This window comes from Alteromonas sp. HB246098 (assembly GCF_054890645.1).
The window spans coordinates 17,102-32,653 of record NZ_JBTZUG010000012.1; the positions used below are offsets into that span (position 1 = coordinate 17,102).

At 43.7% G+C, this 15,552-nt stretch carries 16 protein-coding genes and 2 tRNA genes; 9 read left to right on the top strand and 9 right to left on the bottom strand.

From position 1 onward, the window contains the following. Positions 1-91: 91 nt before the first annotated feature. The 5 genes from ACYTPF_RS18610 to orn form a co-directional block, all read right to left on the bottom strand. The gene (locus ACYTPF_RS18610) at positions 92-2,563 is read right to left on the bottom strand and encodes a TonB-dependent receptor (RefSeq protein ID WP_461853245.1); all 2,472 of its coding nucleotides are present in this window, start codon (positions 2,561-2,563) and stop codon (positions 92-94) included. Between the two features lie 472 nt (positions 2,564-3,035). After that, on the bottom strand, positions 3,036-3,821 hold the full coding sequence (locus ACYTPF_RS18615; RefSeq protein ID WP_461853246.1) for a hypothetical protein: 786 nt from the start codon (positions 3,819-3,821) through the stop codon (positions 3,036-3,038). 336 nt (positions 3,822-4,157) lie between these two features. After that, positions 4,158-4,233, bottom strand: a tRNA-Gly gene (locus tag ACYTPF_RS18620). A 53-nt stretch (positions 4,234-4,286) separates the two neighbouring features. Then, a tRNA-Gly gene (locus ACYTPF_RS18625) sits at positions 4,287-4,362 on the bottom strand. Between the two features lie 101 nt (positions 4,363-4,463). Further along, positions 4,464-5,009, bottom strand: a complete 546-nt coding sequence (orn, locus tag ACYTPF_RS18630; RefSeq protein WP_461853247.1) for an oligoribonuclease — start codon at positions 5,007-5,009, stop codon at positions 4,464-4,466. A gap of 86 nt (positions 5,010-5,095) precedes the next feature. On the opposite strand from orn, the gene rsgA reads away from it, so the two are divergent. From rsgA to ACYTPF_RS18650, 4 genes are all read left to right on the top strand, one after another. Continuing rightward, positions 5,096-6,139, top strand: coding sequence for a small ribosomal subunit biogenesis GTPase RsgA (rsgA, locus tag ACYTPF_RS18635; RefSeq protein WP_461853248.1), 1,044 nt, complete (start codon positions 5,096-5,098; stop codon positions 6,137-6,139). A gap of 280 nt (positions 6,140-6,419) precedes the next feature. Next, positions 6,420-7,397, top strand: coding sequence for an archaetidylserine decarboxylase (gene asd, locus ACYTPF_RS18640; protein WP_461853249.1), 978 nt, complete (start codon positions 6,420-6,422; stop codon positions 7,395-7,397). Between the two features lie 3 nt (positions 7,398-7,400). Beyond that, positions 7,401-8,276: a DMT family transporter gene (locus ACYTPF_RS18645; protein WP_461853250.1), complete on the top strand. Its 876-nt coding sequence runs from the start codon at positions 7,401-7,403 to the stop codon at positions 8,274-8,276. Between the two features lie 32 nt (positions 8,277-8,308). Continuing rightward, the gene (locus tag ACYTPF_RS18650) at positions 8,309-9,001 is read left to right on the top strand and encodes a glycerophosphodiester phosphodiesterase (RefSeq protein WP_461853251.1); all 693 of its coding nucleotides are present in this window, start codon (positions 8,309-8,311) and stop codon (positions 8,999-9,001) included. Positions 9,002-9,093: 92 nt separating this feature from the next. Here the strand turns inward: ACYTPF_RS18650 and ACYTPF_RS18655 are convergent, their stop codons facing one another. Both ACYTPF_RS18655 and ACYTPF_RS18660 read right to left on the bottom strand, forming a co-directional pair. After that, entirely contained in the window at positions 9,094-9,522 is a 429-nt protein-coding gene (locus ACYTPF_RS18655) for a MerC domain-containing protein (protein ID WP_461853252.1), read from the bottom strand. Between the two features lie 158 nt (positions 9,523-9,680). Next, complete coding sequence (locus ACYTPF_RS18660) at positions 9,681-10,625, bottom strand: divergent polysaccharide deacetylase family protein (protein WP_461853253.1); 945 nt, start codon at positions 10,623-10,625, stop codon at positions 9,681-9,683. A gap of 253 nt (positions 10,626-10,878) precedes the next feature. Here ACYTPF_RS18660 and ACYTPF_RS18665 point away from each other — a divergent pair, with 253 nt between their 5' ends. Beyond that, positions 10,879-11,217 carry a hypothetical protein gene (locus tag ACYTPF_RS18665; protein ID WP_461853254.1) on the top strand — a complete coding sequence of 113 codons (339 nt, stop codon included), beginning with the start codon at positions 10,879-10,881 and terminating at the stop codon, positions 11,215-11,217. A gap of 22 nt (positions 11,218-11,239) precedes the next feature. Here ACYTPF_RS18665 and ACYTPF_RS18670 read toward each other — a convergent pair whose 3' ends face one another. Continuing rightward, complete coding sequence (locus ACYTPF_RS18670; RefSeq protein WP_461853255.1) at positions 11,240-12,403, bottom strand: murein hydrolase activator EnvC family protein; 1,164 nt, start codon at positions 12,401-12,403, stop codon at positions 11,240-11,242. Between the two features lie 265 nt (positions 12,404-12,668). Here ACYTPF_RS18670 and ACYTPF_RS18675 point away from each other — a divergent pair, with 265 nt between their 5' ends. From ACYTPF_RS18675 to gpsA, 4 genes are all read left to right on the top strand, one after another. Continuing rightward, positions 12,669-13,094 (top strand): rhodanese-like domain-containing protein, encoded by a 426-nt coding sequence (locus ACYTPF_RS18675; RefSeq protein ID WP_179982192.1) that lies wholly within the window; start codon positions 12,669-12,671, stop codon positions 13,092-13,094. A 12-nt stretch (positions 13,095-13,106) separates the two neighbouring features. Further along, entirely contained in the window at positions 13,107-13,367 is a 261-nt protein-coding gene (gene grxC, locus ACYTPF_RS18680) for a glutaredoxin 3 (protein WP_014948069.1), read from the top strand. 61 nt (positions 13,368-13,428) lie between these two features. After that, on the top strand, positions 13,429-13,938 hold the full coding sequence (secB, locus tag ACYTPF_RS18685) for a protein-export chaperone SecB (protein ID WP_269918203.1): 510 nt from the start codon (positions 13,429-13,431) through the stop codon (positions 13,936-13,938). An 8-nt stretch (positions 13,939-13,946) separates the two neighbouring features. Continuing rightward, on the top strand, positions 13,947-14,978 hold the full coding sequence (gpsA, locus tag ACYTPF_RS18690) for an NAD(P)H-dependent glycerol-3-phosphate dehydrogenase (protein ID WP_461853256.1): 1,032 nt from the start codon (positions 13,947-13,949) through the stop codon (positions 14,976-14,978). A gap of 58 nt (positions 14,979-15,036) precedes the next feature. Here gpsA and ACYTPF_RS18695 read toward each other — a convergent pair whose 3' ends face one another. Next, the gene (locus ACYTPF_RS18695; RefSeq protein WP_461853257.1) at positions 15,037-15,420 is read right to left on the bottom strand and encodes an NAD(FAD)-dependent dehydrogenase; all 384 of its coding nucleotides are present in this window, start codon (positions 15,418-15,420) and stop codon (positions 15,037-15,039) included. Between the last annotated feature and the right edge of the window lie 132 nt (positions 15,421-15,552).

Genomic DNA, 15,552 nt, shown 5'->3' on the forward strand with positions numbered 1-15,552 from the left:
TATCTTTTTTTTAAAACCGTTATTAAACAAAAAAGGCGCTTACACGTTAAGCGTAAGCGCCCCTATATTGTATCGTACAGCAGTAACTATACTACATGCCAAATTGATACTTAAACATCAATCCTACGGTACGCGGCGTTAACACATAATGACCATAGTTTCGCTGTATTTCAGTACCATTAGGTTCTAGGGTGTCGTTAAATTGACCTAAACCTATATCACCTACGTTACGACGAGTAGAAGTAAATGCATACTTATCAAATAAGTTGTCGATATAAAGCGTTACCGACCAGTCTTCATCTGAAATAGTGGCGTTTAGATTACTTACAGCATAGCCAGGTAGCGCTTCACCATCTTGGCGAAGACCAACAGTGGTATACACATCGCTTTGCGCAGTGATACCGTAGTTTACGTTTAGCATTTTATCGTCAAATACTTCTTGGCTGTAAGTAATACCGAATGAAAACTGATGCTCTGCCGTTCCTGGTAAACGATCACCCTCTTTACCATCGTAGAAATCTTGAAGCTCTGTACCTTGGTCATCGAACACGCCGAATAAGAAAGGTGCGTCGGCTGTTAACTCAGCTTTTGTGTAGGCATATGTTGCATAAGTCGTGATATTGTCGCCGATAATACCACGCACCGAGAACTCAGCTCCTTTCGACTCTGCACCCTCTGCGTTAACAATAATAGGCTGCTGACCATTGATTGTAGCCCCAGATACCTGTGGGTCCTGCCAATCTACGTAGAATAGTGCTGTATTTAATTGAAGCTTATTTCTAAAGAAACTGGTTTTAACGCCTAGCTCGTAGTTAGTAGTGGTGTCTGCCTCATAAAGTTGCTCGTCAGGCGTAGCACAAACTATTTGGTTATTAAGATCGTCAACATTATCAGGGCAAGCACCAACGCTATTCGCGCCACCAATTCTAAAGCCTTCACTGATGGTCAAATAACCCATAGTATTAGCGGTAAATTGATAGCTCGTGTTGAACTTAAATAACGTGCCACTATCGTCAGCCTCTGTCTCACCAAAATCTAGCACAATAGAATCAGACGCTCGGCTTTCAAATACAGAATTATAAAGCGGTAAATCTACTGCCGAACGCGAATAGACATCATATTGGTATGCGCGCAGACCTAATGTTACGTCCCAGTCTCTTGTTAACTCGTAAGTAAGTTCACCGAATAGGGCCTTTTCAGTAACCTCACTTTCGTCTACTGAAAAGTATTCAAGCGAGTCAGGGCGGTAGTTACCCTCTACGCCCCACACTTCGATAGCATACACATCAAAGTTAGGCGTAAATTCTTTACTGCTGCCTTCACTGTCTAAATCGTAATAAAAACCACCAACAATCCAAGAAAGAGGGCCGTCCGTTTGCGAAACTAGGCGAAGCTCTTGTGTAAAGACTTCGCGTTCAGATTCTTCTTCGGTGTAAGCAGAGAATGCTGGAAATTCTTCATAGCTATAGTCTAAGCGAATTAACAAGTCTGTTTGGTCACGCTGGCCGTTTGCATTAAAGTTAGACAAGCCTGTTGCAGACACTAATTCAGCAAAGCCCAAATCGGCACTCATTTCTAAGCTCAAAAGTTCGTCTTCTTTTTCGCGAGGCTCTTCATAGCGATACGCTGACTCATACTCACCAATAACTTCGCTCAAAGGATTTTCAGAGGAAAGTGAGTCGTAGTGGGTAATAGAACGGCCTTCAACGTCTTGCTTTTGATAGAAGTAAGTCAAAGTGCTGTCAAACCATTCGTTTGGCGCCCAACGCACTGCAATACGACCGGTTAGCGTGTCTTCGCCATTGGCATCTTCAACCTGCTTTAAGTTGCTATTTACTTCTTCTTCGTTAGACCAGTCTGGGTCAGGCAGCGATACACCGCCTTCTTTTACTACATAGTTGTAGTCAAGGAAGCCAGGGTTATTGAAATAGTTTAATGACGCACGTACCGCTAATTCACCATCAATAATAGGTGCGTTAAAGACAATGCTGCTTTCTCCGCCTAGAGAATCGCTTTCGCTGATGCTGAACACATCACCCGTTACTTCACCAGACATAAACTCTAGGTCAACTTTCTTCGGAAGGTAGCGAATAGCGCCACCTAAAGTTCCGGCCCCATAAAGCGTACCTTGCGGCCCAATAAGAACTTCAACCCGATCCACGTCGACAAGACGCATGTTTAGGAAAAGAGGAATGTCACCAAAATAAGTGGCTACGGTGCCCCCATTTGAACCAGGACCTGATGAATTAGTATTTAGACCACGTACGATAATTGGAGAGTCGTTTCGCCCGCCCTGATCTGTCACAGTAAGTCCAGGTACCCATCGGGCTACGCCGTCAAGATCTTCAATATTCTGTTGGTCTAACACGTCAGATGTTAGTGCAGAAATATTAATAGGCACTTCCTGAAGGGTGCCACTTCTGCGCGTTGCGGTTACTTCTACTTTTTCAATTTGTTTTTCGTCTACTGCAACCGTTTGGGCGTATGCGCCTTGGCTTGAGCAAGCGGCTAGTACTGCGCCTGCTACAGCGGAAATATGAAAAGGAGCACTTTTACTCTGCATGTTCTCTCTCTTTAAATGGACATTACTAAAAAGTCACTAGCCCATTCCGTTGGAATAACAGAGTCCTTCTGATTGAGTGTTTCTAGCGTGAATTGGGTAATTATGCGTACCGGCTCGTTCTTGGTCGCCTTACTCTTATCTATCGTTACTATTCGCTGAAAAGGGTCTAGAGCCTATAGCTCAGCAGAATACGTGCCGGAATTTGCGCGCATTCTAATATAAAAACCGGTAAAAGCCAGATAAAAACAGGGTATTTATTCATTTAAAGTGCAATTAATCTCAAAAAATGACTCAAGAAGAGGCAAGCGCACTGTATAAGAACTCACAGAACAATGGCTTTTTAACTTACACTTCAACTAGTTATAGAATTTAATCTACAACCTAACCACAAGCGCACCATTTTGATGCAAAGGCGTTGGAATTAATATCCAGAACCAGAGAATAATGTGATGTAAACGAGAAACTTAAAAAATCATTCGTTATTTAGTCGACGATTAATATAATCATTGAAGCGACTGTTATCCCTACACTTTACAGTTCCCTGGACGGTTGTAGAGCCGGGTGAAGAAGGAAAGTCGCGATCCTCAACCGTTACTCCCTTATTTTTACTGAGGGCGCTAAATAACTTCCCTTTTATTGAACTGCAATCAACGACTATTTCGATGCTTTTTAGAAAGTCTTCGTTTTCAGTATTGGAGGAGTTAGAAAGCTTAGGGTTTCTTTTCACATTCGAATGGGTTTTGTTTGAAGGTGATTGATTAGCGATGTCATGCAATCGTTGTGCGTTCAAACGATTGATATAATCTTGTGTGGCATCCCGAATTTTAACCTTGGTTTCTTCTGTTCTTGCTTTAAATTGTGGTGAAGGTTCTTTTACCAAAAGTTTCTGTGGTTCTTTAGGTTTGCCAACCACTTTGCTAGCGCTCGATACTTGCTCACCCTTTTTAGTTTTTTCAATGGCAGCGCTATGTTCTAGGTCACTACCTTTCTCATTCACTGGTTCTGAATCAATCTCGGTCTTTTGAGGGGCAGTCGTTGGCGTTACTAATACTGCTTTTAATAATACGGGTGGAAAGTGTTGCTTACTTACAGACTGGTTTTCTGTGGTGAATGCCAACGCGAGTAACAATGCCCCATTGATACCTAGAGAAAGTATAAACGCACCGAGTGCAGAAGCGTTTGGCAGGCTTATTTGAGTAAAACAGTTCCTCTCAAGCTCATATCTATCAATCCTTGGCTCTACCATTAATGCATCCATCCATAAAAGCACCTAGTAGTTGAGCATTAACAAAGAAGAAAGTTCAGATAGCTTTCACTTACGAAGTAACTGCGATTATGGGATATGAATACTGAAGAAAAAATTTAGAGCGGGAAACAGGTTTGAGCTCGTTACGAAGCAATGGCCGACACTCGGTCGCGGGCCCTTCAAGGGGTCGCATTGATACACTAATCAAAGGCTGTTACAAAAATAGGAGTGTAAAAATTTGGAGCGGGAAACGAGATTTGCCAACTGGCCGACACTCGGTCGCGGGCCCTTTAAGGGGTCGCATCAATGCATCTGCTAATGTTTAGATTTTCGTGATGTTTGAAAATTTGGAGCGGGAAACGAGATTCGAACTCGCGACCCCGACCTTGGCAAGGTCGTGCTCTACCAACTGAGCTATTCCCGCATAGAGTCGATGCTGTGCATCTTATAGGCAATCTAGAGACCTAGATTAAAATTTGGAGCGGGAAACGAGATTCGAACTCGCGACCCCGACCTTGGCAAGGTCGTGCTCTACCAACTGAGCTATTCCCGCAACAAAAGAGGTACTTCGTTTGAAGTGGTGCGCATTTTACAAAAATTTTGGGGTAACGCAACCTTTAATTCTACTTTTTTTGCACCTCGATGCTCGAATGCTTAAATCGTAAACACTTTCTCTCGATAATAGCGCATTTCTTCAATAGACTCGCGAATATCATCCAAGGCTAAGTGTACGCCTTTCTTTTCAAAACCATCTAATATTTCAGGCTTCCAGCGGCGTGTTAGCTCTTTTATTGTACTTACATCAACATTTCTATAGTGGAAGTAGGCTTCAAGCTCGGGCATGTACTTCACCATGAAGCGTCTGTCTTGCCCAATGGTGTTTCCACACAGCGGCGATTTACCTGAATCTACCCACTGCTCTAAAAAGGCTATGGTTTGTGCAGACGCCTCTTCTACGCTCACTTTACTTTCTCGGCAGCGCGCAGTTAATCCGCTTTCTCCGTGAACGCGTGTGCACCACTCGTCCATATTGTTTAATACATCATCGCTTTGATGTACCGCAATTACAGGGCCTTCAGCCAAAATATTAAGCTGTGCATCGGTAACTATTGTGGCAATTTCCATTACTACACAGGTTTCAGGATCTAACCCTGTCATTTCCATGTCTATCCAAACAAGGTTACTGTCGTGTTTACTCATTACTTTCCTCTTTGCGCTACAGACATGGCAACCATGCCCTACAAACGGTATTATTGACATAGTATACGTGAAACTAGAAAAGAATCGTGGCGAAAAAACCAAAACTTACACAACGACAGAAACGACAAGTTGCAGCAAACAGAAGCAAGCGCTTGCGTGAAAAGCACGCCTCTAAAGGCGCAGCGAACCTTGATGAAAGTACGTTAGCAAGCGGTACTGTGATTGGCCGCTTTGGAAAACACGCCGACGTTGAAGATGCCAATGGCGACGTATCCCGTTGCCACATTCGCCGTACCGTTGACTCTGTAGTGTGCGGAGACAAGGTGTTTTTCAGTAAAGGGGATGACGCCGAGTCGGGTGTAAGCGGAGTCATCGAAATTGTAAAAGACAGGCATTCTGTTCTTACCCGCCCTGATTATTACGACGGTATTAAGCCCATTGCCGCGAATATTGACCGTATCATTGTAGTAAGCGCTATTTTACCTACCCTTTCATTGAACATAATCGACCGCTATCTCGTTGCCTGTGAAGATATCGGTATCACGCCACTTATTGTGCTCAACAAAGTTGAGTTGCTAAGCGATGAAGAGCGCGAAAACGTTACGGATCAGCTTAAAACCTACGAAAAACTAGGCTACGAAGTACTGTTTACCAGCTGTAAAACGGGCGAAGGGATTAACACTCTTAATGAATACCTTAACGATAATATCAGCGTTTTCGTAGGGCAGTCGGGTGTTGGTAAATCGAGCCTTATTAACAAAGTTTTGCCAGACGCGGATGAGTTAACGGGTGACATTTCAGATAACTCAGGACTGGGGCAACACACAACCACAGCGGCTAAACTGCTTCATTTACCGGCTGGGGGTGATTTAATTGATTCTCCAGGGGTACGTGAATTTGGACTGTGGCATATTCCTACCGAGAGAATTACATGGGGCTTTATTGAGTTCAGAGATTATTTGGGCGGCTGTAAATTCAGAGACTGCAAGCACTTAAATGACCCCGGCTGCATATTAAGAGAAGCTGTTGAAGAAGGAAAAATTAGCGCTGAACGCTTCGATAGCTACCATAGAATTTTAACCACCATGGAAGAGCAGCGCCCTAGCCATAGTCAGCCACCTGGGGCATAACAACGGCCCTAGGGTTTTGACATCGCTGAAACGCCGAACCAGCAGAAGCGTCTGAAAAGCACATCATTTATTACTGACATTGAGCTTGCTGACATTGAGCCTGCTGACATTTAGTAGCGGGGCTAAGCCAGTAAAGAAAATGTTGCAGTGTGAACCATGTGCTTATGCTTTTGTGTAAGCACTCATAACCCTAAAGTTGCTCTTAATACTACGACTTACTATACAATAACGTTATCTATGCAATGCGTTATTGTTTGCATAAAAGAAACGGAGATATTTTGTGTTAGATTGGCTTAAAGTTAATTTACAATACGTTACACCCAAGCACCTGCTTTCACGCCTTGTAGGCAAACTTGCACAAGCGGAAATGGGTAGCGTCACCACCTTTTTCATCAAGCTGTTTATCAAACAATACAATGTTGATATGACTGAAGCGCTGCATGAAAAACCAGAACATTACCGAAGCTTCAATAAGTTCTTCACTCGCCCTCTTAAACCTGAAGCACGTACGATTGATGAAAACGAAGACGTACTGATCCACGCCGTTGACGGTACGGTAAGTCAGTTTGGCGATATTCATAGCGACAGTATCTTCCAAGCCAAAGGTCACGATTTTAGCTTAACGACGTTGTTGGGCGGAAAACCTGAAGTAGCAGCACCATTTAAAAATGGTAAATTTGCTACCATTTACCTAGCCCCTCGCGATTATCACAGAATTCATATGCCAGTTGAGGGCACCCTAACTGACATGCTGTATGTACCAGGCGAATTGTTTTCAGTAAATCCGCTTACGGCACAAAATATACCTGGGCTATTTGCACGTAACGAACGTGTTGTGGCGCTGTTTGATACCCCTGTAGGCAAAATGGCTATGGTACTAGTAGGCGCAACTATTGTGGCTAGTATTGAGACCGTTTGGGCAGGCACGGTTACGCCACCTGCAGGTAAAAACGTTCAGCACTGGTCATATGAAAAAGACACAGAAGCGTCTGTTTTCCTTGAAAAAGGTGCCGAACTTGGCCGCTTTAAACTGGGCTCTACCATTGTGGTATGTTTTGAAAAAGACATGATCAACTTTGAAGATATTGCCCCAGGTATGGTTACTCGCCTAGGTGAACCTATGGCTTCAAAACTATCTTCACAAGAGATAGCTTCACAAGACCTTGCTTCGCCAGAGCCTGAGCAAAATAGCGATGAGTTCGATGACGATGCAGGTGAAACAAAAAAAGAAACACCATCTGAGGGCGCTGACAGCTAGTTTATGGATGCTGTTAAAAAAAGCCTGATTTCGCTTCACCTCACGGTCATTTTATTAGGTGGTACAGCCCTTTTCTCTAGGCTTGTACCACTTAGTGCCATCGACATTACGCTGGTGCGTTCAGTATTTGCTTGCATCGCCCTGCTGGCATTTTTGAAACTGGCCGGAAATAAAATAAAGCTAAATTCCAGAAAAGATTATGGCGTCGCTCTTGGTCTAGGGCTTTTAATGGCGCTACATTGGGTTACCTATTTTGCCGCAATGCAATATGCTGGCGTATCCGTTGGCATGATTGCGCTATTTACCTTTCCTGTCATCACAGTGCTTATTGAACCTTTTTTCGAACGGGTTAGGCTGGTGTGGCAGGACATTGTATCCACGTTAACGGTAGTCATTGGTGTTTATTTAATTGTGCCTGAAACGTCGTTAAAAAATGACGTTACCCTTGGGGTACTTATCGGTATTGCATCTGCCATCTTGTACTCGTTTAGAAACCTAATTCACCGTAAGCATTTTAAGCACTACAGCGGTGCGCAAGCTATGGCATGGCAAACTTTGGTTATCAGTGTATTAATGCTGCCAATAGGCAGTGCGGAAATAGCCTCGGCGTCAACGAGCTCTTGGCTAATGCTGTTGCTTTTAGGCACTGTATTTACCGCTCTTCCCCATGCTTTGATTGCGGCGAGTCTGCGTCACTTACGGGCAAAGACATTTTCACTTATTGCCTGCATGCAGCCGCTTTACGGTGTTTTTCTTGCCATAATTTTACTTAATGAAAAGCCCGGCTTAAGCGCATTGCTAGGCGGCATTCTTATAACGTCGGCGTCAGTCTATGAAACGCTCAACACGCATAAGTTACACAGCGCGAACGATAAGTAACGTTCGCTCTGAGACTTAAGAAGGGAATGTAGATGCTAATTTTTGCCCACCGTGGCGCTAGTAAAGCCGCCCCAGAAAATACGCTAAAAGCCTTTAAACTGGCCTTCGAACAAGATGCCGACGGCATTGAATTTGATACTTATCAACACGAAAGCGGCATTATTGTTTTTCACGATAGAACCCTTACACGTAGAGCCCGCGAGACAGGTTATTTGTTAGATACGCCTTGGCAATCCCTCAAACAAATGGACATTGGCGATGGAGAGCACATACCCTCTCTTTCAGAAACCCTTCAATGTGTTCCAAGTGATAAGTGGTGCAACATTGAAATTAAGCATCTGTATGACGTAAATAGCTGGGTAGAAGACGTAAAGAAGGCAATAAAGCAAAGCAACATAAGCACTAGCCAGCTACTTATCTCTTCATTTAATCATCACTGGCTTAATGCGGTCACAGACCTATGGCCGGAAATAAAAATTGGCGCTTTAACCGCTAGCTATGAATTAGACTGCACGGCAAGCGCAAGGGCCCTTAGTGCTTACTCGGTAAATATTGCGCTAGACGCGGTTAATAAGCAGTTCGTACAAACTGCGCTGCAGGAGGGCTTTGATGTATTCGTTTATACGGTAGACGAACCTAGAGATATGCTAATGCTTAAAGAGTGGGGAGTGACGGGCATATTCACTAATCTGCCAAATGTAGCATTTAATACCCTATCTGATTAGGTCACGTTTTTTCGTAAGCCTATGTTCTTTTAATAACACCTGATACAAAAAAACGAGCCATTGGCTCGTTTTTTAATACTCTGTTTTACTGGTTACTTAAACTCAGTAGATAGGTGGTCTGAAAACACTGTATTTTTGCAGCACTTACACTGTCGACACAGGCGCATATTGACCCAGTGACCCGCTACAATTAATCCTGCGCCTAACGCAATAGTAAATGGCTCGTAATGATGCCCAAAAATATCTTTATGCCAGTAAATTGCGCCACCAGTAAACAGTAGTGCCAGCGGGTAATATTTGCCGTGGTAGCGAATGGCACCGCTAATCAAGGCTACCGCCCCAACAATCAGTGAAAACGTTAAAATAGTTCTTTCAAACCATACTTGTGCAAAAAAGCTAGAACCGATAAGCGGTAACAGAGGCACCAAAACAGGTAGCGCAAGGCAATGCAGCGCACACAAGCTCGACACCCAGATGCCAAGTTTGTCTAGTTTTGTTGGATTCTCGTCAATTGGAGTCATTACTCTAATTACCACCGTGCTTGAAAATGTATACGCGAATTATTCGCCAGAGACGTTATATTATAACAGACTTACAAAAATGAGAAACGTTCCCACATTAAATTTTGATCTTATCGAGATGAAAATAGACTAATTAAGTAAGAAAAAAAGCGAAGACGTTACTCGTTAGGCGCTGTAGTCGAGAGTTCAGTCATCTCTTTAGCCAAGATACTTTCTTTGGTTGCAGTACTCTCTTTGGGCAAAGTACTCTGCACAAACCTTCTGCTAACAAACCTATCCTGTTCACTTATTTCAGAGCCGGTTTTGTTTACATCTGCACGAGTGAGTTGAGCAGTCTGATTCCGTTCTTTACCAAACTGTTTAGCCACTTTGGGTGCGTGTGAAAAATAGTCGGCTACGGAAGTAAGGGTAAAACCTTCTTTTTCAAGTGAGGGTAAATGCGTTTTTAAGAACTCGACAGTTTCAGGGTGAGGGTGACCAATCACCACAACGTGCCCATTCTTTTCAGCGATGCGTTTCATTTGGTTAAACTGCTTCAGTAAGAACGATGGCTCTAATTTATGGTCCAGAAATACCTGCCTGCTTGCGCTAGGCACACCCAAACGTTGAGCAATTTCTTCACCTTTAGTTAGCACAGTAGTTCTGCTATCAACAAAGAACAGGCCTTGGCGCTTCACCTCTTTTAACAGCGCTTCCATTCCTTCTTGCTGACCGGTAAAGGCACTGCCCATGTGGTTGTTTACACCTACTGCGTTTGGCACACTTTTCATCGCTTTGCGCAAGTTATAAGTAATAGCCCCGGCAAACATATCCGTGGTTAACCCAAGCGGCCCCATGTTTTTACCATTTTGGGCTTGCATGGGCATATGAAGCATAACCGCCCTGCCCTCTTGCTCAGCACGATACGCAATTTCAGATGCCAATGGGGTTTGTGGAAGAATGGAGAACGTAATTTCTTTAGGGAGAGAAAAAGCAGCGACATCGGACGGCCTGTATCCCAGGTCATCTAATATTATTATTATGTCTGACTTTGCGTTTACTTTAGGGCTAATTAGCCCGCATAAAACAAAGATTATACAAGGCATTAGCAGACGCAAAAGCATCTAGATCACATCCGTTTTTCATCATTATTATTAAGCGCACTGTGTGAATGTATTCACTTTAACGTTAAGCATACCAACAACAAGCGTACTTTCAACAAAACTAGTTTTTTATTACCGTCTTATTACAGGTGAATCATAAACAACCTTTGTAAAGGGAGGTAAATATTGCGTAAATCTGGTACTACGCACTAAAAAAATCAGTGATAGGTCGATACTTTATGGTTAACGACCACCCAGCATTTAAGGTTTCACTATGATTTCAGGTATTAATGATTCTTCAGCAGCACAACAACTAAGACCAAGTACTCCACCACCGCCACCAAAGGGTCAGCAAACATCACTTACTGACGAGCAAACACAGGCTTTGCAATCGATTTTAGAACAATACGACGCTAATTCACTCACCAGTGACAACGCGACGTCTATTGTTGAGCAATTAAAAAGTGAAGGCATAGAGCCAGGAAAGGCATTAGAAAGTGTGCTTAGTAGTGCAGGTTTCGATGCTAAGCAAATTGGTGAACTGGCAGGCTTAGGTGAAGGCAAACCTCAACGCCCTTTACCAGATACAGCGACATTTGAAGTCACTGCTTAAACATTATTGTGGCGTTAACGATTTAATCCAACCAAGCTTTCGGATTTAGCGCCTTGCCTTTGTGACGAATTTCAAAGTAAAGGTTAGGATATTCCTGACCACCGCTTCGACCGACAAGGGCAATACGCTCTCCTTGACTTACATCATCACCTGCCTGCTTAAGTAGCGCTTGATTGTGACCATAAACACTCATGTAGCCTTCGCCATGATCGATAATAGCCACTAGACCAAACCCTCGCAGCCAATCGGCATACAAAACTCGCCCTGGCGCAATACTTTTTACAGGATCGCCCTCAGCGCCGTCTATCACAATACCTTTCCAAGATACTTCGCCTTGGCGGCGACTACCAAATAAATGGCGTATTCTGCCTTTCACAGGTGCGGGAAGTTTACCCTTTCGCTTAGCCAGTCCATTCATGCTGAACTCAGCGGCACGCGCAGCGCGTTCAGCGGCTATGCGAGCTGCTTCTATAGCACCTTTAAGTGCTTTCTCATCAGCCTGCAAAGACGCAATTCGCTGATTTTCTGAAGCAATGGTTTTATTTATTTTCTTTAGCGTCGCTTTGCGGTCGGCTTGCCGGGTGATAAGCACTGCCCGCTGACCTTCTTGCTCCTCTTTGAGCGCGACGAGAGATAATGCTTTTTCACTGAGTTCGGCAGTAACGTCTTCAAGTCTTGCGACATTACTTCTAAAACTTTCGATTTCTTTTTGGCGGGCTTTCGCCACGTATTGGTAGTAGGTAATAACACGTTCAAAAGTACGCGCATCGTCTTGATAGAAAAGCATTTTAGCGTAGTCATAGTGACCTGCCATGAACACACTCTTAAGTTGACTTGCCAATAGAGATTGCTGTTTGCGAATAGCAACTTTCAATGCATCTTGCTCTTCTTTTAGCGTAGCTTCTTCTTGCTCAACACTTTTAAGCGCTTGTTCGGTGGTAGATAATGCTTTTGCAACTTTTGCGATATCAAGCTCTGAAGCCTTTAGCACGGCTTTTAGCTCTTCTGCACTGGCTTTATTGTTTTCAAGCACTTGCTGTCGTGCACGTAACTCGGCCTGAAGTTTAGCTAACTTTTCTCTTTGCGCACTAGCGTCGCCGTCTTGCGCTAACGCATCACTTCCAATTGGCATAACAGCCAGAGCTAGTATGCACCCGATAACTGAAAGAAAAGAACGTGCTGACATAACGTGCGCTTAAAACCTCTACCTTTGCAATGAAGCCAACAGCCTGACCAGCTGTATTTCACCACTACTATTAATAACAACATCCAGTGTATCTGACGGCTTCCCATATGCCCAGTGCAATTTATTCGTAATATCAATCATCTAAAGTATTTATGATCAAGGCATGGTGAAAGTCTCTTAGCTAACTGAAAGGTAAGCTGGTTTCTCGCCCATTTTTCTATATACTTTGCACTCTTTTCATGGTCTGTAGACAGGGTTAGAGGTAATGGATCAACTAATAGAATTTGCTAGCAACAATATTATTCTTGCTGGTATTTGGGTTGCGCTGATTGCCATGTTGATATTTAGCTATATCAGTACATGGACATCTTCGGTAAAAGAATTAAGCACACATGAAGCAACACTTTTAATTAATAAAGATGATGCGATAGTGTTAGATACACGACCTGCAAAAGAGTTTAAAGCTGGCCACATTTTAGGAGCCAGACAAATTAAACCTGAAGAAGTGCGTGAGAAAAACTTCAAGAAACTTGAAAACAGCAAAGACAAACCCATTATCGTAGTATGCGCTATGGGTAATCAGGCTCGTGGTACAGCAAATGCGATGCTTAAAGATGGCTTCGCGAATGTGAATGTATTAAAAGGCGGAATGAACGCGTGGCAAAGTGCCAGCCTTCCCGTTTCTAAATAACAGGTAACCTTTATGAGCAAAGTAGAACTTTACACCAAGGGTCACTGCCCTTACTGCCATCGTGCGAAAGCACTGTTAACGCAAAAAGGTGTAGAATTTATCGAATACCCAATAGACGTTAAGCCCGAGCTACGCGACGAAATGATTGAACGCGCAAATGGCGGCTGGACTGTCCCACAAATTTTCATTGACGATCAGCACGTTGGTGGCTGTGACGATATGATGGCTTTAGAAGCTCAAAGCAAACTAAACCCTATGCTGGGTTTAGCGTAAGCGTCAGCGCATAGAGCAACGCACTACATTAAATTAAAACGACAATTAAATAGGAAATACCATGGCTGACGAAAATCAGACAAATCCAGGTGAAGCAGCAGGCGCACAGGCGCAACAAGGTGCTCAGTTCAATATTCAGCGTATCTATACAAAAGACATTTCTTTTGAATCTCCAAACGCACCGGCTATCTTCACTAAAGAGTGGAAGCCAGAAATCAAATTAGACATCGACACTAGCACTAACAAACTAGAAGAAAACACTTTTGAAGTTGTACTTTCAGTTACTGTTACTGCAACACTAGGTGAAGAGACTGCTTTCCTTTGCGAAGTACAACAGGCAGGTATTTTTGCTATTGGCGAGATGCCAGATCAAAACAAAGCGCACACGCTAGGCTCGTTCTGTCCGAACATGCTTTTCCCATATGCGCGTGAAACTATTTCTAACTTGGTTAACCGTGGCACCTTCCCTCCACTTAACCTTGCGCCTGTTAACTTTGACGCTATCTTTGCGGCTTATGTGCAAAAACGTGCACAACAAGCGCAAGGCGAAGCGCCTAAAATGGATGCCTAATTAGGTCCATGGAGCAGGTGAACATGAAGTCGAATTCGGTTTCTGAGTCGGTTTCAGTATTAGGGGCGGGGTCGTATGGCACCGCCCTTGCTTTTTGTCTTGCCAGAAATGGCAACCCAACACTGCTTTGGGGTCGCGATGAAAAGCACATTACTGAAATGGAAGCGAATCGAGAAAACAGCCGTTATCTTCCTGGCGCAACTTTTCCCGATTCACTAATTGTAAATGCCAACTTAGAAGAAGTGGTTGCCGCCAGCCGAGACATCTTGGTAGTGGTTCCTAGTCATGCTTTTGCAGCTATGCTTCAAAGCTTAAAACCATTGCTTAAGCCGCATCAACGTATCATTTGGGCGACCAAGGGGCTTGAACCTAAGACTGGGCGCTTGCTTCGCGATGTGGCAGAAGAAATTCTGGGAACGGATTACCCTTTAGCTGTTTTATCCGGGCCTACCTTTGCTAAAGAAATGGTAGCTGGTCTACCCACCGCTATTTCACTTTCTTCTACCGACGATACTTTAAGTGACGAATTTGCAGCAAAGCTTCATTGTGCAAAGTCGTTCAGAGTATACAAAAACTCAGACTTTACCGGTGTTCAATTAGGTGGCGCGGTTAAAAACGTTATCGCTATTGGCGCTGGACTAGCCGACGGCCTTGGGTTTGGTGCAAATGCGCGAACGGCACTTATCACTCGTGGTTTGGCAGAGCTTTCTCGTTTAGGTGTGAAGTTAGGGGCCAACCCAGAAACCTTTATGGGCATGGCAGGCCTTGGCGATTTAGTATTAACCTGTACTGACAATCAGTCGCGTAATCGACGCTTCGGCTTGGCATTGGGCCAAGGAAAGAGTGTAGATGTTGCTATTGAAGAAATTGGTCAGGTTGTTGAAGGTTACCGCAATACAGAAGAAGTGCATGTATTATCTAAAAAGGTGGGTGTAGAAATGCCTATTTGCGAACAGATATATGCTGTACTTTATAATGGTAAATCACCGAAGGAAGCGGCCTTAGCCCTGCTTGGGCGAGATTTGAAAAACGAAGCGTAATTTCTCATTACGCTTCGCTTTAATTCCTGCTGACGACCTTATCATTCAGACCCAATAATTAACGCCCCTCCCTTACTACAATAACTTTCTTGTTGCCTTGGTAGCTATATTGGCTGCGTGTATAGCGTTTAGCTTTTTTCGCGTTTTTATAGGGTGACTCTACAACCACATAGCGGTTTCCATGTTTGCGATAGTAGTGGTTGTTCGCAACGTAATAGCGGTGGTTATTAACAACTTCAACCCTATGTGCGCTTGGTAACACGTTAACGAATACCCCAATCTCAGGCACGCTAATGACTACGTCAACCAAAGAACGGACGGGCTGCGAGATAACTGTTACTGTTTCACTTTTGCCATGAGAGTGATGGCCTGAGTGCGCGCTAGCCTGACCGGCCACTAGTAAACAAACGCCGGTAATGATACTCAGTGTTATGCGTTTCATAATGCTACTCCTAACTCATTTGTGTATATTCAAAGGCTATACTAATGAGCGAAGCTGAATGAAAACTGACTTTGAAGGGCTTTACGCTGTCTTTACATTAGGCATAAAAAAGCCCTTGTTACAGGGCGTTTT